This window comes from Nocardioides sp. NPDC054178, from assembly GCF_055585005.1.
The window spans coordinates 311,306-328,695 of record NZ_JBVJKY010000004.1; the positions used below are offsets into that span (position 1 = coordinate 311,306).

The window sequence follows — 17,390 nt, forward strand, 5'->3', positions numbered from 1 at the left end:
GGGCTCAGACCACCATCGCGACCACGGCGGCCGCGGCGAGGACCGTCGCGGCCACGCGTACCCTCCCGATCGGCTCGCGCAGCACCAGGGCCGCCGAGAGCGCGACCCAGATCAGGCTCGAGCTGCGCACCGCGGCCACCAGCGAGACCGGGGCGTGCAGGGTGGCGTAGAGGCTGAGGACGTACGAGGTGGGGATCAGCACCGCGAGCACGGCCACGGTCCGGGCGTGGCTGCGGAGCTGCCGCAGCCCCTCGGCATACCTCCCGCGCACGATCACGCTCCACAGCGCCACCTGGATCACGGTGCCCACGGCGTAGTAGGCGATCGGGTCGAGGCCGCGCTCGACGACCACCCAGCCGTCGTAGGTCGTGTAGCCGGCGATCGAGACGGCGATGCAGCCCGACCACAGCAGCGGCTTGGCCTGCAGCGAGCCCCGGGTGCGGACCGTCTCGAACAGCAGCGCCCCGACCGCCGCCGCCATCAGGAGCACGCCACCCCACTGCGCCCAGCTCAGCCACTGCCCGAGCACGACCATGCCGGTGAGCGCCACGACCACGGGTGCGAGACCGCGGGAGAGCGGGTAGATCTGGCTGACGTCGAAGTCCTGGTAGGCGACCTGGACCAGCCCCATGGTCAGCGCGTGCATCGCGGTGCTGCCGAGGGAGAGCAGGAGGAGCTCACCGGAGACCGCGACGCCGTGGCCACGCACGATCATCACCACCGCGGTCACCGTGACGACCAGGCAGCTCTCCACGATCGCCACGGCCCACAGCGCCGGTCTTCCCGCGGGGGCGATGGTCTTCGACGCCGTGTTCCAGGCGGCATGGGCGATCGCCGAGCCCAGGGCGAGAACGACTCCGAGCAGCAGCATTCGGGTGAGCCTACGGCGTCGTTGCACACCCGGTGACCGGACTGCTCCTAGGCTGGGCCACCCCAACCCACAACACCGAGGACTTCTGTGATGGACCCCGTCGACCTGGCTCTGATGCTTCTCCGTCTGGCGGTGGGTGGCACGATGATCGCCCACGGCGTCAACCACTGGCGTGGAGGTGGCAAGATCGCCGGCACCGCCGGCTGGTTCGAGAGCCTCGGCCTGCGCCACGGCACCCTCCAGGCGTGGGCCAGTGTGGTGACCGAGATCGGTGCCGGCGTGCTGCTGATCCTGGGCCTCATCACACCGCTGGCCGCGGCCGGCGTCGTCGCGGTGATGCTCGTCGCCGCGCTGCTCGCGCACCGGCCCAACGGGTTCTTCATCTTCAAGGACGGCTGGGAGTACGTCATGATCCTGGCCGTCGTCTCGGTCGTCCTCGGCGTGACCGGCCCCGGCACCATCTCCCTCGACGCGACCCTCGACATCGTCTACGACGGCTGGGTCGGCGGCGCGGTCGCGCTCGGCGCCGGTCTCCTCGGCACCGCCCTCCTCCTCGCCGCCTTCTGGCGCCCGCAGCGCGAGCCCGCCCCGGAGGCGGACAACGCCTGACCCCTCGCCGAGTCGGCTCGTTCTGACGTGAACCCTCGTCGAGTCGGCTCGTTCTGACGTGAACCCTCGTCGAGTCGGCTCGTTCTGACGTGAACCCGCGCCGAGTCGGCTCGTCATGACGAGCCGACTCGGCGCCGCTCGCCGACCGGCCACCCCGCGCGAGCGGGTCTTTTTCTTCGACACCCCCCCCCCCCCCCCCCACCACCCCCCCCCCCCCCCCCCGCGCCGATCTCGGTCAGGATGCGCCGACTCGAGGTGCTCCGCCGGGACAGACGCGCCGAGTCACCAGCACCCCGGCGGCGGGGTCAGCGGCGCGAGCGCATCCCCAGCCGCGCGGTCTCCCCGGTGGCGGAGCGCTCCAGCTCGGCGATGAGGGTGCGCGCGTCGTAGCGGCCCTCGTGGCGGTGCTCGCCGACGAAGAACGTCGGCGTTCCGCGGGCGCCGCTGTCGTTGGCCGTGGCGATGTCCTCGCGGACGTGCTCGGCCAGCGCCGGGTCCTCCAGGTCACGGAGGAACTGCTCCACGTCGAGGCCGAGGACACCGGCGTAGCCGGCCAGGTCCTTGTGCTCGAGCTCGCTCTGATGGTCGAAGAGGTGCTTGTGCATCTCCCAGAACCGGCCCTGTCGCCCGGCGGCCTCGGCGGCGAGAGCGGCCAGCTCGGCGTGCGGGTGCTGGGGGAGGGGGAGGTGGCGTACGACGTAGCGGAGCCGGGGGCCGAAGTAGTCGCGGACCTCGTTGGCGGTGCCGGTGGCGCGGGCGCAGAAGGGGCACTCGTAGTCGAGGTACTCGAGCAGGGTGATCTCGGCGTCCACCGCACCGTGGATGTGGTCGCGGTCCGGGTCGACCGGGACCGCGAGCACCTTCGGCAGTGCCGCGTCCCGCTGCCCGAGGAAACGGGCGGCGAACAGGAAGATCAGCCAGCCGAGCGCGGAGGCGATCACCACGGAGATGAGCACGCCGACGATCGCGTCGCGCTGCAGGGTCTCGGAGTCGAAGGCGAGGCTGGTGATCAGCAGCGCGACGGTGAAGCCGATCCCCGACAGCGCCGCGCCGCCGAGGACGTGGCCGCCGCCGACGCCCTGGGGCAGCCGCCCGAGCCGCAGCCGGGTGGCCACGAGCGCGCCGCCGCCGATGCCGAGCGTCTTGCCCAGGACCAGGCCGGCCACGACACCCCAGGTCACGGGCGACCTCAGAGCCTCGCCGAGCACGCCGTCACGCAGGTCGACACCGGCGTTGGCGAGCGCGAAGATCGGCACGATGAGATAGCTCGTCGGCACGTGCAGCGACTCCTGGAGCCGCTCGTTGACCGAGATCGTGCGGGTCAGCTCGTCGCGGGTCTCGCGCTGCAGCGTCGGCAGCGGCGACTGCCGGAACGCCCGGAACCGCGAGGTCGCGACCTCCATCTGGGCCCGGGTCGGCTCCGCGGCCGGCACCAGCAGCCCGGCCAGCATCCCGGCGATCGAGGCGTGCAGGCCGGCTCCGAGCGTGGCCACCCAGGCGATCAGGACGAGGAGTACGTAGGGCCCGGCCCGCCACACCTTCACCCGGTCGAGCACGAAGATCCCGACCAGGGCGAGCCCGGCCACGACCAGCGGGCCGACCGAGAGGTGCTCGGTGTAGGCCACCCCGATGACGCTCACCGCGACGATGTCGTCGATCACGGTCAGGGTGAGCAGGAAGATGCGCAGCTGCGTCGAGACCGCCGGCCCGACCAGGGCGAGCATGCCGAGCAGGAACGCGGTGTCGGTGCCGATCACGATGCCCCAGCCGCGCGCCGCCTCGCCCGCGGGGTTGAGCAGGAGGTAGATCAGCGCCGGCAGGATCAGGCCGCCCGCGCCGGCGATCAGCGGCACCACCATGCGGCGGCGGTCGGTGAGCTCGCCGACGGCGAGCTCGCGGCGTACCTCCAGGCCGACGACGAAGAAGAAGACCACCATCAGGCCGTCGTTGACCCAGTGGTGCAGGTTCATCGAGAGCCCGACGTCGCCGAACCGTACCGAGACCACCGTCTCCCACAGGTGCTCGTAGCCGTGCGACCACGGCGAGTTGGCCCAGGCCAGCGCCAGCAACGAGGCGACCACCAGCAGCGCGGCGCTCGTCGACTCCAGATGCATGAAGTGTCGCAACGTCGTGCCGAGCTGTCCGGTCAGATCGTCGTCACGCCGGCACTTCGTCTGCTGTTGGTTCCCCACGGGAAGATCCTAGTGGTGACCCTCCGCGATGGCGGCGCGCTGTGTCTCGGCGACCTCGCTGAGCCGTCGGGCGACGCCGTGCTTGGCGACGACGAGCTGGTCGATCACCGCGAGCGGCAGCTCGAGGACCTCGGTCAGGGTGACTGCCGTCGCGGTCAGGGTGCCGCTCTCGCGCAGGAGCGCCTCGGCGGTGACCACCTGGCCGCGGTCGAGGCGGGCCACCACGACCGCGCCGCCGGAGCCGTTCGGGGAGCCGTTCGAGGAGCCGGCGGGGGCGGTGACCTCGACCACGCCACTCGCGACGAAGCCGTACGCCGTCGGGACCCGCCCCGGGCGGATGATGTGCTCGCCCGCGCCGAACGTGTTCAGGCGGCACTGCGGCGCCAGCGTCTCGATCTCCTCGTCGCTCAGCTCGAGGGTGGTCGAGACGGACCGGAGCGCAGCCTCGACATCGGCCCTGGGGCGAGGCTCGGCGGTGACGCCGTCGAGGGTGAGGCCGGCCCGCCGGGCGGCGTACCAGAGCCGGGTGCGCAGGGTCGAGCTCGCGACGCCGGCCTCGGAGGCGGTGGCCAGCGGAAGGGTCACGTCGTAGGCGCCGCCACCGGTGGCGCGCACGGTCGCGACCGATCCCGGCCGCAGCGAGGGCAGGGCCGCGGCGGTCGCGGTGACCGTCTCGACGACCTCGTGGGGCGGGTCGGCCGGTCCGAAGGCCAGGGCGAGGATGTGGTCATGGGCGCGGGTGGGGCGGCTGTCGTTGGTGAAGGAGGCCGCGGCCAGCGACGAGTTGGGGATGATCTGGACCCCGCTGCCGGTGTCGAGGTGAGTGGATCGCCAGTTCATCTCCACGACCCGTCCGCTGACGCCGCCGACGTCGAGGGTGTCGCCGAGCCGGAAGGGCTGCTCGAAGAGCAGCAGCAGCCCGGACACGACGCTGCCGATGGCGTTCTGCAGCGCCAGGCCGATGACGATCGACCCGACGCCGAGCGTCGCCCACAGCCCGCCGACGTCGAAGCCCCACACCATCGAGGCGACGAACGCGGCCCCGGCCACCACCAGCACGAGCCGGGCCAGGTCGATGAAGATCCCCGGCAGCCGCTCGCGCCAGCTCCCGCGCACGGCGTTGCCGAAGAGCAGCGCGTTGAGCGCCCCCAGGGCGATGCTGACCGCCAGCACGCCGACCACGGTCGCCACGATGCGTACGCCGTTGTTCTCGGCCGGGAGGTTGCCGACCTGGGTGAGGAGCACGAGCAGCGCGGCACCGGGCAGCAGCCACAGCCGCAGCCGGTTGACCGGGGCGGCGAGACTGCTGCCGCGGCGCGCCAGGCGCAGGTGGATCTCGGAGAGGACGAGCAGGAGGATCGGCAGCCCCACGATGAGCACCATCGCCCACCCGAACCACCCGGTGCCGCCGATGTCGGCGATGTGCGTCATGACAGCACCACCCGCCAGACCGGGCTGTCCTCGATGGTGCCGACCTGCTCGAAGTCGTACGCCGAGGCGAGCTGGTCCTTGACCTCGTCGGTCACATAGATACCGGCGTCGCCGGCGACCGTCCGCACCCGGTACGCCAGGTCGACCGCCTCGCCCCACAGGTTGTAGACCATGTCGCCCTGCCCGACCAGGCCGCCGCGTACGTCACCGGTGTGGACGCCGGCGCGCAGCACCAGCTGGGCGCCGTTGGTGACGTTGAACCGCTCGACCATCCGGGCCACGTCGACCGCGAAGTCCGCGACCCTGCGGACGTGGTCGACGCGCTGGACGATGAGACCGCTGCTGCCGATGTAGCCGGTGCCGACGCTGCGTACCTTCTCGATGCCGGCGCGGTGGGCGGCCGAGTCGAAGCCCGCGGACAGCTCCTTGAGCATCGCCAGGGACTCCTCGGCCGGGCGCTTGCCGGCGAACGCGTCGAAGCCGTCGATCTCGGTGTAGACGACCGAGGCGTTCTGGTGCTCGGCCGAGATCGTGGTCTCCCCGTGCTGGTAGCGGTCGGCGACGGCCTCGGGCATCAGCGAGCGCAGGATGCGGGAGTTCTCCGCCTGCTGGGCGTCGACGAGCTCCTGCTTGGCGGCCAGGTTCGAGCTCAGGTCGTTGAACGCGGTGGCCAGGTCGCCGAACTCGTCCCGCGATCCTGCGTCGACCTGAGCGCCGAGGTCGCCGCCGGCCACGGCACGCACCCCGCTCATCAGCCGTCCGACCGGTCGGGTGAAGACCCGGGCCAGCAGGATCGAGACGGCGCAGACGAGCAGGATCACCGCGGCCGTGGCCAGGAGTACGTTGCGGGCGAACCCCTGCACCGGCGCCAGCGCCTCGTCGGTCTCCATGGTCGCGACCAGCGACCAGTCCAGGCCTTCCACCTCCAGCGGCGCGTAGGCAGCCACCACGTCCTTGCCCGCGTAGTCGGTCATCTCGGCGACCCCGGTGCTGCCCTCCTTGGCCACCGCGGCGATGTCCGGCCCGGCGGAGAGGAGCCCGACGGCCAGCTTCATCCGGAGCATCTTGTCGACCGTCTCCTCGCTCGTCCCGTGGGCGCGCATCTGCTCGGCGAAGCCCTTCGGATCCGCGAGCAGCTTGCGCGAGTTGGTGCGCAGGAGACCGTCGGTGCCGACGATGTAGGACTCGCCGGTCCTGCCCAGACCGGTGACCGTGTCGGCGGCGCCCGAGCCGGTGGTGAGCATCGTGATCGCGTTGGAGGAGACCTCGTAGACCAGCACACCGGTGGCGTCGCCGCCGGTGCCGATCGGGGACGCCACGAACATCCGTGGCCGGCCGAACGCCGGCTGGTAGCTCTCGTAGTCGGAGATCGCCACGTAGTCACGGTTGTTGGACCGCAGCGCCTCTCGCCACAGCGCCTCCAGCGCGCCGTCGCGGAGCTCGCCGGTGTCGACGTCGCTGCCGAGGTCGGAACCCTTGTCGGTGGTGTAGACGATCCGCCCGTCGGTGTCGATCATCATCACGTCGTCGAGACCGAGGGAGTCGCGTACGGCCCGCCAGTAGGGGTTCCACCTCTTGTTGGCCTCCGTCCAGGCGGAGCCGTCGCCGGCGTCGTCGACATCGGAGACGGGGCGCGAGGTGTCGGTCTCGGTGGTCGCATTCACCGTGTAGCGCGCCTGCAGGTAGGTCCGCGCCGGTGAGGTCGGGATGAAGGCCTCGGCGTTGATCTCGCCGCCGACGTTCTTCTGCAGACGAGGCGCGTAGTAGTCGTCGTAGTAGCGGGTCAGCGCCGCGGTGTCGGCCGGGTTCACCGTGCCCCGCGCCAGCTCGTCGTAGGCCGCGCCGAACTCGGCCATCGACTCGGGGCCCACACCCTGGCTGTCCAGGACCACGCCACCGGAGACGTTGTTGATCATCGCCGAGACCCGGGAGGCGCGCTCGTCGAGTACGTCCTGGAGCCGGCCGCGGGTCGACTCCTCGAGCGCCTGCGTGCCGCTGCGGTAGCCGAAGTAGCCCACCACGATGGAGGACAGCACGCTGGTCAGCACCAGCATCAGCAGCAGCTTGGACTGGATGCTCCCGAAGCCCCCGCGGCTGCCGCGCCGCCGGGTCGCCAGGGGTTGGCCCGGGCCCGCCCCGTCGTCTCCGCCGAGCGCGGACTCGGCTCGGCCGGCTGCTGCCTGTGTCTGTGTATCTGTCTGCGTCTGTGTAGGTCTCGCGTTGCCGCCTGCCCGCTGGACGACTGCGTCACTCTGCCCCATGTGCACTTCCCCCTGCCGTGCGCACCCGTGGCGGGAGTCCCGAGACGAGTGCTCCAGGCACCGTGAGATTTCACTTGTCGGTGGTGTGGGGGAGTTGTTGCGTGAGCGGCTCGACCGGCTGCGCCGCCCGTGCGAGCGTACCTGCGAACGGAGCCAACGCGCAGCGATCGGCGTCAGATCGTCTCATCCGGATGCATCACGAAGCATCTGATCCGATGGGGAGCCCTCAGCGCCGCACGGCGACCAGGCCCGCGAGCGTGCCCTGGAGGAGGGTGCCGTCGGGGAGGATGGTGCCGACCATCTGCAGGGTGTTGGCCAGCGGCCCGAGGCCGAGGAAGGTCTCGGAGAGGATCGTGCCGTCGGCCGGATCGATCCGGGCCAGGCGCCAGGTCAGACCGCTGCCGCGGCGGGTGACGGTGTAGAGGACGTCCTCGCCGCGGGAGAGCCGGGGGACCGCGGCCGAGGGCACCTCGTTGCGCCAGACAGACTCGCAGGTGCCGGAGCGCTCGTCGACGTCGATGCGCTCCATGCCACCGGCGAAGTCGGCCGTCGCCGGGACGGACTCACCCGCGTCCTCGGTCGCCTGCGCGGGGTAGGGGTAGCCGTACGTGCTCGCGATGTAGACGGAGCGTCCCCAGGCCACGGGGGAGTTCTCGGTGCCGCTGCTCTCCTCGGTGAGGATCGGGAGCCGGCAGACCTCGCGCCCGTCGCGCGCCCGGTAGACGAGGAGGTTCTCGCGCGGGGACGCGTTGTCGGTGATGACCACGAACTCGGCTCCGGTTCGTTCTCCGAAGAACGTCGGCGTCGACCCGCTGCCGTGGCTGAGCTGCCCCGGCTTGCGGGCCTCCCCGCGGTCGTAGGCCTGTCGCCACACGGTGCGCACGTCGTCGCCGTCGCGGTCGGCACGCAGGAGGTACGTCGCGTGGTCGGTCGTGACCGCGACCCCGCTCGGGGCGCTGGAGATGGAGTTGGCGACCTTCTCGTCGCCGGCACCGAGGCTGGTGGTCACGACGTGGCCGCCGGGGGTGACGTACCCGGCCCGGCCCTGGGCGGTCGCGAACCAGACGTTGGCGTCGTAGCCCGGTCCGACGGTGGTGACCGCGTCGCCCTCCGGCAGCGTCAGCGGCACCTCGCGCTCGACGTCGATCGACCAGCCGATCCCGGCCTTCGAGTGCGTCAGCCAGAGCAGCGACCCGGAGCCGTCGACGGTGACGAGCCGCGACTCGTCGTCGACATAGGCGTAGACGCCGCCGAGGAGCGAGCCGGCCGAGAGGTGGCGCCGGGCGACCGGGAGGAGCGTGGTGGGATCGAGGAGGTAGAGGCTGGGCGCCCGGTCGATGTACTCGGTGCACAGCGCCTGCACCATCCCGTCGGCTCCGCTGAGGATCGTCGGGCACACCGCGGGCAGTGGCACCGGCTGTGCGGGCGCGGGGTGGGCTCCCGGTCCTTCGAACGGCGTCGTGTCCGAGGCCCCGGCGTCGCCGTGCATGTTCCAGGTGCCGTCCGGTCCGGCGTACGGGTTGGGCGGCATGGCCGCACCGGCAGCCGGGCCGGCCGCCGGGCCTGCCAGGAGGGTGCCGAGGGCCAGGAGAACGGTGGCGGGGGCGGTCCAGCGACTCATGGCAAGGATCTAAGCATGAGTAAGTCGACCAGATCGGTCGATGATCATGTGGCGGTCGCCACAGGCGTGACACGAATGTCCAACAGATGCGTGACCTGTCACCCACACCGTCGTTAGCCACTGTGACGACGGGTAACAGCCGGACGACAGCGCCGAAGCACAGGGCGCCACCCGGTGCCGAGTCGTTCATGGGGGCTTCCGGTGTAGGTGTCCGCGAGAGTGCGGGCGCAAACACGCACATCGTGGACCTAGCCCGATCGAACTATGTCCAATAGGTCCTACGGCTCATATTTTGTAGAGGATAAAGTCCTTTCAAGTCTTCCTTGAAAGTCTGGATGGGAGTTAGATGGGCAACATGACAACTAGGCGTTCTCGGCCCGGCCGCCCTAGGCATGTTCCCGACTCCAGCACGACCTCACCGCGCGATCAGATCCTCGATGCCGCATCGAGGCTGTTCGTCTCCCAGGGGTTCGCGGCGACGTCCACCCGCGAGATCGCCGACATGGTCGGCATCCGCCAGGCGTCCCTCTACTACCACTTCGCGGGGAAGGACGAGATCCTCGGCGAGCTGCTCCGGCGGTCGGTCCGTCCGACCACGGACAAGGTCGAGAAGATCCTCGACCAGGTGCCGCCGCTCGACTACGAGACCGCGCTCTACCTGCTGGTCCTCGTCGACGTACGCACCCTCGCCGACGTGCCGCACAACGTCGGCATGCTCTACCAGCTCCCCGACGTGGCCAAGTGCGAGGTCTACGACGAGTTCCGCAACGAGCACGCGGAGCTGGCCGGCCACTACGCGCACCTGGCCGGCGAGATCGCCTCGAAGACGGTGCGGTCGACGGTCAGCCGCAAGCAGCTGGGTGACCTGCTCATCCAGCAGGTCGAGGGCGTGATCAACATGCGCACCGAGGACCCGAATCGGAGGATCCCGTGCCGCGAGGCCTGGGCGATCGCCGCCACCTGCCTGCGGATCTGCGACGTGCCGCAGGAGAAGATCGACGCCGCCGCGCCCATCGCCATCGACCTGCTCCCGCAGTTCATCGACGAGAAGGTCGTCGAGCCGGCCTGAGGCCCGCTAACCCGGTGGACACGGGTGCACGCGTAGGTTTCGATGTCCGCATGACCCTCTTCGTCTCGCACACCACCATCGACTGCCACGACGCGTACGCACTCTCGGAGTGGTGGAAGGCGCTGCTCGGCTACGTCGACGTGGAGGGCGACCCGAACCTCCCCGGTCACGAGGAGTGCATGATCCTCGACCCGGAGACCGGCCACCGGCTGCTGTTCATCGAGGTGCCCGACGAGGAGCTGCCCGCCAAGCGGATCCACCTCGACCTGCGCCCGCGCACGAGCACCCGCGACGAAGAGGTCGAGCGGCTCCTCGAGCTCGGCGCGACCCAGATCGCCGACCATCGCGGCAAGTACGGTCCCGGGACCGGCTGGGTGATCTTCGCCGACCCCGAGGGCAACCAGCTCTGCGTGCTGCGCTCCGAGGCGGAGGTCGCTGCCTGGGAGGCCGAGCGGGCCCAGGTGTCAGGGGCGTAGCAGCTAGAGGAGCAACCGCGTGGGGCCGACGTCGGCCACTTTTCGTTGCTTTCCGCCTGTTCGATTCGTTGCTCTGCAGAATCGTCGGTTTCTTTGTCGATGAAGCCCGTTCGGGTCGCGCGCATCCTAGGGTTGGGTCCAGGCCTCGACTGACCGGTTGAGAACGAGTCGACAGGATCTCCACATGGCATCTGCGTCTCCCGATTCGAAGGCCGGGCCCTCCCGCCCACCTGACTGGGTTCCGGTGGAACGCCGCTGGTGGGGCCTCGACCGTCGCACCCTGCGTCCGGCCCTGGTCGTGGTGGCCTTCGCGCTGGTCGCGCACTTCGGTGTTCCGGCGGTCGATGCCGCGCTGCCGAACGACGACGAGACCTCCGCTGGTGACCGGATGCTGCTGAAGAAGGGTGTCTCGTTCGTCGCGGCGCCGGGGTGGAACATCGAGTCGGGGATCGTCGAGGGTGACGAGCCGATCAGCGGATCGCTGCCGCGCACCACGGTCCTGACGTCGGGGGAGGTCTCGTTCACGGTCACCGTCGGGGACTTCGACGGGGATCTCCGCGGACTCATGGAACAGCTCAAGAAGACGACCGACGCCACCAACGGCAGCGACGGGTTCCACATCACCAGCGATGCGTACGGCATCCGCAGCTCCGACGGCGAGGAGGGTCTGCTGGCGCGCTACAGCAGCATCGACGCCGACGGGGCTCTGGCGGCATTCCTCCATGACGGCACCGGTGCTCAGCTGACGTCGACAGGCCCCGCGGGCACGGACGAGGACGTCGTCGAGCAGGTGGCCGAGATGATCCTCAGTGTCGAGTTCGGAGAGGAGGAGGACGCATGATCACCACGTCGTCGACCGATCTCGCTGCCTTGGACCAGGAGCGCAGGACGGCCATCACGGAGAACGGCTGGGGAGCCCGCTTCGCGTTCTTCCAGCCCCGCAACCTCGCCTTCTGGGTCTGGGGTGTCTTCGTGATCTGGGGAACCTGGCACAACCTGCTGAGCACGGTCGCGGCCAGCTACTACGCGCCCGCGATCGGCCTGGCGTTCGTCGTCTTCGCTGTCTACGGAGCGGTGTTCTGGTGGTTCACCCAGCACATCGACCGGTACTCGTCCCAGCCCGCGCTGCTGCGGGTGATGGCCTTCCTGTGGGGCGGCTTCGCGGCGACCTTCGCGATCGCGGCGCCGGCGAACGACGCCTTGCTGAGCATCTACGCAAAGCTCTTCGGCCAGCCCTTCGCGATGGACTGGGGCCCAGCCCTCGCCGCTCCGTTCACCGAGGAGTGGGGCAAGGGGCTGGGCATCCTGCTGCTCGTCGCGCTGGCCCCTCAGGTGATGCGGACCGCGTACGACGGCTTCGTCGCCGGCGCCTTCATCGGCCTGGGGTTCCAGATCCTCGAGGACGTCCTCTACGTCGCCCAGTCCGCACCGACCCAGTTCGGGGCCAACCAGATCGGCGCGTCGCTGGGGACCTTTGCCGTACGGATGGCCTCCGGCATCGGCTCGCACATCCTGTTCAGTGCCATCTTCTGCACCGGTCTGGTGTACGCGATCGGTCTGCCCTCTCAGCCCCGTCGGCTCGGTCGCGGCATCGGGCTGATCGTGCTGGCGATGGTGCTGCACGGTGTCTGGGACGGGCAGAGCGCGATCGTGGCCAGCCTGTTCAGCGGCGGCGCGGCGATCACCATGATCATCCTTCTGATGTGCTGTCTGCCACTGATCGGTGTCGCCATCGTGGTCCGGGTCTTCGGCATGGCTGTCGCCGAGGAGCGCGCCAGCGTCCGCCCGATCCTGGACCCGGAGGTCGTCCGGGGCGTGCTGACCCAGGCGGAGGTCGACGCGGCAGCGGGAGACCGCAAGGCGCGCAGGCGCTATCGCAAGGACGGCCAGGGGCCGGGCCACCGCCACCGCAACCGCCACGTGCTCGAGGCGGTCTTCGACCTCGCGCACGAACTCGGCCGTTCGGGAGGCGAGAGCGACGACCGGGTCGAGTTCGCCCGAGCCGAGGTCCTCAGGCTGCGTGAGGCGCCCGAGCCCGCTCCGTCGGCTTGACCACGCGCGCGCACGCCCGTGTGTCCTGGGCCTACCCCGTCGCGACCGGGAGGTCGTGGTTGCTCCACTGGCTCCACGAGCCGGGGTAGAGCGCGGCGTCGTAGCCGGCGATCGCCAGCGCGGCGACCTCGTGGGCCGCGGTGACCCCGGAGCCGCAGTAGGCGGTCACGGGGGCGTCCGCCTCGACGCCGAGCGCGGCGAAGCGGGCACGGAGCTCCTCGGCGGGCAGGAAGCGGCCGTCGGGGCCCAGGTTGTCGACGGTGGGCGCGGAGACCGCACCGGGGATGTGCCCGGCCTTCGGGTCGACCGGCTCGACCTCGCCGCGGTAGCGCTCGGCGGCGCGGGCGTCGAGCAGCAGGCCCTCGTACGCCTCGACCTGCTCGAACGGCAGCACGGGCAGGTGGCCGGGGGTGAGCGTCACCGTGCCGGTCGCGGGCACGACGTCGTCGGTGGCCAGCGGGTGCCCGGCGGAGGTCCAGGCGCCGAGGGCACCGTCGAGGAGGCGTACGTCGGTGATGCCCGCCCAGCGCAGCAGCCACCAGGCCCGGGCGGCCGAGGTGTTCCCGACGGCGTCGTAGGCGACGACGGTGTCACCCTCGGAGATTCCCCAGCGGCGGGCGGCCGCCTGCAGGTCCGGGAGCTCGGGGAGCGGGTGGCGGCCGTCGGTGGGCTCGCCGTGGCGGGCCAGCTCGGTGTCGAGGTCGACGTAGACGGCGCCGGGGAGGTGGCCCTCGAGGTAGGACTCGTGTCCGGGCGGGCCGCCGAGCTGCCAGCGTACGTCCAGGAGGACCGGGGGGCGGTCGGAGGCGAGAGCGGTGGCGAGCTCGTCGGCGTCGATGAGTACGTTCACAGGGGAAGTCTTTCAGGAGAAGGTGGGCGGCTCGTAGGCGCGTACGGGCGGTGCCGGGCCGTCGTGACGGGTGACCGAGACCAGGACGTGGGCACCGGTGTTGGACTGGGTCAGCGACGAGGTGGGCACGTCGCGGGTGAGCACGTTGACGTCGCCGTTGACGCAGTCGGCGATCTCCGGTGCGCTGGGGTCGAACCAGGCGCCGGTGTGCATCTGCGCGACGCCCGGCAGCAGGGCGTCGGTGATGCGTACGCCGGCCAGCAGGGTGCCCTGGGCGCTGCGGACGAGCGCCAGGTCGCCGTCGGCGAGACCTCGGGCGGCGGCGTCGTCGGGATGGAGCCGGATCGGCTCGCGGCCGGCAACCTTGGTGGCCTGGCTGGCCGTGCCCATGTCGAGCTGGCTGTGCAGCCGGTGGGAGGGCTGGTTGGCCAGCAGGTGCAGGTCGTACGTCTTCGCCGACGGCGATCCCCACCACTGGTCGGGCTCGCGCCACTGGGCGTGTCCGGCGAGGTCGCCGAGGCCGAAGCCGTCGATGGCCTCCGACCACAGCTCGATCCTGCCGCTCGGGGTGCCGAGCGGGTGCTTGCGGGGGTGGTGGCGGAAGCTCGAGAACACGGTGTCCCGGTAGCGGTCCTGCGGCAGGTCCACCCCGCCGGCGGCCCAGAACTCGTCGAAGGCTGGCACGTCGGCCGGTGTCGTCGGCAGCTCGCGCCACTCCTCGTAGAGCCGGCGCAGCCACTGGTCCGAGGTGAGCCCCTCGTCGACATCCGTGCCCAGCCGCCGGCCGAGGTCGCCGTAGATCCACAGCTCCTCGCGGGCCTCCCCGGGCGGCTCGGTGACCTTCGGCATCGTCCGCAGCCTGCGGTCGCCCGCGCCGGCGGCGAGGTCGGCCCGCTCCAGCGCGGAGGCGACCGGGAGGACGATGTCGGCGTGCCGGGCGGTCGGGGTCCAGTGGGTCTCGTGGACGACGAACGTGTCCAGCCGGGCGAAGGCGGTGCGCAGCCGGCCGAGGTCCTGGTGATGGTGGAACGGGTTGCCGCCGGCCCAGTAGGCGAGCCGGATCTCGGGGTAGGTCAGGACCCGGCCGTCGAAGGCGAACGGCTCACCGGGGTGGAGCAGCAGGTCGGCGATCCGGGCGCACGGGATCAGGTCGGCGACCGGGTTGGCCCCCTGCGGGAACGTCGGCAGCGGCACGGGAGCGACGCCGACCCCGTAGTCGCCCATCGACCCGTAGCCGTGCGTGAACCCGCCGCCGGGCAGCCCGATCTGACCCAGGAAGGCGGCCAGGGTCAGAGCCGCCCAGACCGGCTGCTCGCCGCGCTCGCCGCGCTGCAGGGCGTAGGCGACGTTGACGAGGGTCCGGCCCGCGGCCATCTCGTGGGCCAGCTGCCGGATCCGCTCCGCGGGCGCCCGGGAGATCGCCGCGGCCCACTCGGGTGTCTTCGGGACGCCGTCGGGCTCGCCGAGGACGTAGGCGCGGACCCGGTCGGCGCCCACGGTGTAGGTGCAGAGGAACGCGTCGTCGGCGAGACCGTCGGCGACGAGCACATGGATCAGCGCCAGGATCACCGCGGTGTCGGTGCCCGGCATCACCCCGACCCACTCGGCGTCGAGACCGGCATAGGCGTCGTCGTGCTGCGCGGTCAGGGAGACGACGCGCGTGGTCTCGCCGACCCGGGACGCCGCCGCGGTGCCGAGGTGGCGGTCGTGCCCGCCGGGGACGACCCAGGTGTTGGAGCGCCGCAGCCCGCCGAAGGTCACCAGCAGGTCGGTGTGCTCGGCGATCTGGGGCCAGGAGACCGGCCGCGAGCGGAGCTCGGCCGTCGCGGCCTGCCCGATCAGGTGGGGGAGCAGCACCAGGCTGGCGCCGCGGCTGTAGTCGCTCACCGAGCGGGTGTAGCCGCCGATCCGGTTGAGGAACCGGTGCAGCTGCCCCTGGGCGTGATGGAGCCGTCCGGCGCTGCTCCAGCCGTAGGAGCCACCGAAGATCGCGCTGTTCCCGAACCCGTCGACGACGCGGCGCAGCTCGCCCGCGAGCAGGTCGAGCGCGGTGTCCCAGCCGACCTCGACGTACGTCTCCTCGGGGGAGCCGCGTCGCTCGCTCGGCCCCGGTCCGCCGTCGAGCCAGCCGCGGCGGACCGCCGGGCGCCGGACTCGGCTGCGGTGGCGGTGGCCGCTCACCACGTTGCCGATCGCGGGCGAGGCGTCGGGGTCGTCGGCGTGCGGCCGGGCCGTGAGGAGCTCGCCGTCGGGATCGAGCTCGACCTCGAAGGTGCCCCAGTGGGCGCTGGAGGAGAGCGTCATGCGGTCCGCTCGGCGATCCGGTCGGTGTGGTCGGTGAGCTCCCGGCCGGGGATCGCCGCGACCAGTTCGCGGGTGTAGTCGGTGAACGGGCGCGACAGGACGCGGTCGACGGGTCCCTGCTCGACGATCCGGCCGCGGTTCATCACGGTGACAGTGTGGGCGATCTGCCGCACGATGGCCAGGTCGTGGGAGACGAAGACGTAGGTCAGCCCGAGCTCGGCCTGCAGGCCGAGGAGCACGTCGAGGATGTCGGCCTGCACGCTGACGTCGAGCGCCGAGGTCGGCTCGTCGAGGACGATCACGTCGGGCCGCAGCACCAGGGAGCGGGCGATCGCGACGCGCTGCCGCTGCCCGCCGGAGAGGTTCGCGGGGCGCCGCTCGAGCAGCCCCTCGTCGAGCCCGACCGCGGACAGCGCCTCCCGGACCCGCTCGTCCCGCTCCTGCTTGGTGCCGACGCGGTAGCGGTCCAGCGGCTCGCGGACGATGTGCCGGATCCGCCAGGTGGCGTCGAGCGAGGTGAACGGGTTCTGGTAGACGAGCTGGAGATGACGGCGTACGCCACGCAGGTCCGCGTGGCTCCGGTGGCTGACCGTCTCGCCGTCGACGAGCACCTCGCCGGTGGTGGGCTGCTCGAGCCCGAGCAGGAGACGTACGGCGGTGGTCTTGCCCGAGCCGGACTCGCCGACGAGCGCGTGGGTGGTGCCCGGGGCGACGGTGAAGGAGGCCTCCGAGACGGCCGGCAGCTCCTGGCCCTCGACGGTGAACGTCTTGCCGACCTCGCGGAACTCGATTTTCGGGCTCCCGGCCGTGGGGAGCTCGCGGTCGCGCAGGGTGGCGTAGCGGTCGGGGTTGAGCGCGGGTACGTCGCCGTGCAGCTTGCGGGCGTAGGGGGAGGCCGGTGCGGCGAAGACCTGGCGGGTGGGTCCCGCCTCCTGGACGGCGCCGTCCTTGAGGACCACGATCTCCTCGGTGCGGTCGGCGGCGATGGCCAGGTCGTGAGTGATCAGGAGCAGGCTGATGCCGCGCTCCTCGCGCAGCCCGGAGAGGAGGTCGAGGATCCGCTTCTGGATGGTCACGTCCAGCGCCGAGGTGGGCTCGTCGGCGATGATCAGCCTCGGCTCGGGGATGATGGTCAGGCCGATCAGCACCCGCTGCAGCATGCCGCCGGAGAGCTGGTGGGGGTAGGAGTCGAAGACCCGTCGTGGGTCGTCGAGGCCGACCCGGGCGAACGTGTCGAGCACGAGCTCGCGTCGCTGCGCCCTGCTGCGCTCGCCGTCGAGGAGGCGGGTGGCCTCCATGGCCTGCGAGCCGACGGTGCGCACCTGGTTGAGCGAGCTGGTCGGGTCCTGCGGGATGAAGCCGAGCTCGCGGCCGCGCAGCGGCCGGAAGCGCCGCTCGGGCAGGCCGAGGATCTCCCGGCCGGACAGGCGCACCGAGCCGCTGGCCCGGCCCAGGTCGCGAGGGAGCAGCCGCAGCACCGAGCGGGCGATCGTCGACTTGCCGGACCCGGACTCGCCGATCAGCGCGAGGCTGGAACCCTCGGAGAGCGCGAAGCTGACATCGGTGACCACCTGCGTACGACCGTAGGAGACCGAGAGCGACTCAGCCGTCAGCAGGGCGGACGGGGTCGTGGGGAGAGGCGTGTTCGTCATGG

General features: G+C 71.4%; 13 protein-coding genes. 5 read left to right on the top strand and 8 right to left on the bottom strand.

The features are described from left to right. Nucleotides 1-4 precede the first annotated feature (4 nt). A complete protein-coding gene (locus tag ACZ6WN_RS17435; protein WP_465866268.1) occupies nt 5-871 on the bottom strand; it encodes a hypothetical protein in 867 nt (288 codons plus the stop codon). Between the two features lie 90 nt (nt 872-961). Between ACZ6WN_RS17435 and ACZ6WN_RS17440 the strand changes: the two genes are divergently transcribed. Then, nucleotides 962-1,480 (top strand): DoxX family protein, encoded by a 519-nt coding sequence (locus ACZ6WN_RS17440; protein ID WP_465866270.1) that lies wholly within the window; start codon nt 962-964, stop codon nt 1,478-1,480. 305 nt (nt 1,481-1,785) lie between these two features. On the opposite strand, the gene nhaA is transcribed toward ACZ6WN_RS17440, so the two are convergent. The 4 genes from nhaA to ACZ6WN_RS17460 form a co-directional block, all read right to left on the bottom strand. Then, nucleotides 1,786-3,672, bottom strand: coding sequence for a Na+/H+ antiporter NhaA (gene nhaA, locus ACZ6WN_RS17445; protein WP_465866272.1), 1,887 nt, complete (start codon nt 3,670-3,672; stop codon nt 1,786-1,788). 9 nt (nt 3,673-3,681) lie between these two features. Further along, nucleotides 3,682-5,103: a mechanosensitive ion channel domain-containing protein gene (locus ACZ6WN_RS17450; protein WP_465866273.1), complete on the bottom strand. Its 1,422-nt coding sequence runs from the start codon at nt 5,101-5,103 to the stop codon at nt 3,682-3,684. After that, nucleotides 5,100-7,157, bottom strand: a complete 2,058-nt coding sequence (locus tag ACZ6WN_RS17455; protein ID WP_465866274.1) for an adenylate/guanylate cyclase domain-containing protein — start codon at nt 7,155-7,157, stop codon at nt 5,100-5,102. The genes ACZ6WN_RS17450 and ACZ6WN_RS17455 overlap by 4 nt, the downstream gene beginning before the upstream one ends. A 433-nt stretch (nt 7,158-7,590) precedes the next feature. Then, nucleotides 7,591-8,985, bottom strand: coding sequence for a hypothetical protein (locus ACZ6WN_RS17460; protein WP_465866276.1), 1,395 nt, complete (start codon nt 8,983-8,985; stop codon nt 7,591-7,593). 355 nt (nt 8,986-9,340) lie between these two features. Between ACZ6WN_RS17460 and ACZ6WN_RS17465 the strand changes: the two genes are divergently transcribed. The 4 genes from ACZ6WN_RS17465 to ACZ6WN_RS17480 all read left to right on the top strand — a co-directional run bounded on the left by ACZ6WN_RS17465 (nt 9,341) and on the right by ACZ6WN_RS17480 (nt 12,582). Next, the gene (locus tag ACZ6WN_RS17465) at nt 9,341-10,054 is read left to right on the top strand and encodes a TetR/AcrR family transcriptional regulator (RefSeq protein WP_465866277.1); all 714 of its coding nucleotides are present in this window, start codon (nt 9,341-9,343) and stop codon (nt 10,052-10,054) included. Nucleotides 10,055-10,104: 50 nt separating this feature from the next. Next, nucleotides 10,105-10,530, top strand: coding sequence for a VOC family protein (locus tag ACZ6WN_RS17470; protein ID WP_465866278.1), 426 nt, complete (start codon nt 10,105-10,107; stop codon nt 10,528-10,530). A 244-nt stretch (nt 10,531-10,774) separates the two neighbouring features. Beyond that, entirely contained in the window at nt 10,775-11,371 is a 597-nt protein-coding gene (locus ACZ6WN_RS17475; RefSeq protein ID WP_465866280.1) for a hypothetical protein, read from the top strand. After that, entirely contained in the window at nt 11,368-12,582 is a 1,215-nt protein-coding gene (locus ACZ6WN_RS17480) for a PrsW family intramembrane metalloprotease (protein WP_465866281.1), read from the top strand. The genes ACZ6WN_RS17475 and ACZ6WN_RS17480 overlap by 4 nt, the downstream gene beginning before the upstream one ends. A gap of 31 nt (nt 12,583-12,613) precedes the next feature. Here the strand turns inward: ACZ6WN_RS17480 and ACZ6WN_RS17485 are convergent, their stop codons facing one another. The 3 genes from ACZ6WN_RS17485 to ACZ6WN_RS17495 are packed head-to-tail and all read right to left on the bottom strand — an operon-like array spanning nt 12,614 to nt 17,388. Next, nucleotides 12,614-13,432 carry a sulfurtransferase gene (locus ACZ6WN_RS17485; RefSeq protein WP_465866283.1) on the bottom strand — a complete coding sequence of 273 codons (819 nt, stop codon included), beginning with the start codon at nt 13,430-13,432 and terminating at the stop codon, nt 12,614-12,616. Between the two features lie 12 nt (nt 13,433-13,444). Beyond that, on the bottom strand, nt 13,445-15,736 hold the full coding sequence (locus tag ACZ6WN_RS17490) for a molybdopterin-dependent oxidoreductase (protein ID WP_465866284.1): 2,292 nt from the start codon (nt 15,734-15,736) through the stop codon (nt 13,445-13,447). Beyond that, nucleotides 15,733-17,388, bottom strand: coding sequence for a dipeptide ABC transporter ATP-binding protein (locus ACZ6WN_RS17495; RefSeq protein ID WP_465866286.1), 1,656 nt, complete (start codon nt 17,386-17,388; stop codon nt 15,733-15,735). Before ACZ6WN_RS17495 ends, ACZ6WN_RS17490 begins: the two co-directional genes overlap by 4 nt. Nucleotides 17,389-17,390 lie beyond the last annotated feature (2 nt).

Coding starts and splice junctions, on each gene's coding strand:
- ACZ6WN_RS17435 (WP_465866268.1), bottom strand. CDS start 871: ATGCTGCTGCTCGGAGTCGTTCTCGCCCTGGGCTCGGCGATCGCCCAT.
- ACZ6WN_RS17440 (WP_465866270.1), top strand. CDS start 962: ATGGACCCCGTCGACCTGGCTCTGATGCTTCTCCGTCTGGCGGTGGGT.
- ACZ6WN_RS17450 (WP_465866273.1), bottom strand. CDS start 5,103: ATGACGCACATCGCCGACATCGGCGGCACCGGGTGGTTCGGGTGGGCG.
- ACZ6WN_RS17455 (WP_465866274.1), bottom strand. CDS start 7,157: ATGCTGGTGCTGACCAGCGTGCTGTCCTCCATCGTGGTGGGCTACTTC.
- ACZ6WN_RS17460 (WP_465866276.1), bottom strand. CDS start 8,985: ATGAGTCGCTGGACCGCCCCCGCCACCGTTCTCCTGGCCCTCGGCACC.
- ACZ6WN_RS17465 (WP_465866277.1), top strand. CDS start 9,341: ATGACAACTAGGCGTTCTCGGCCCGGCCGCCCTAGGCATGTTCCCGAC.
- ACZ6WN_RS17470 (WP_465866278.1), top strand. CDS start 10,105: ATGACCCTCTTCGTCTCGCACACCACCATCGACTGCCACGACGCGTAC.
- ACZ6WN_RS17480 (WP_465866281.1), top strand. CDS start 11,368: ATGATCACCACGTCGTCGACCGATCTCGCTGCCTTGGACCAGGAGCGC.
- ACZ6WN_RS17490 (WP_465866284.1), bottom strand. CDS start 15,736: ATGACGCTCTCCTCCAGCGCCCACTGGGGCACCTTCGAGGTCGAGCTC.
- ACZ6WN_RS17495 (WP_465866286.1), bottom strand. CDS start 17,388: ATGACGAACACGCCTCTCCCCACGACCCCGTCCGCCCTGCTGACGGCT.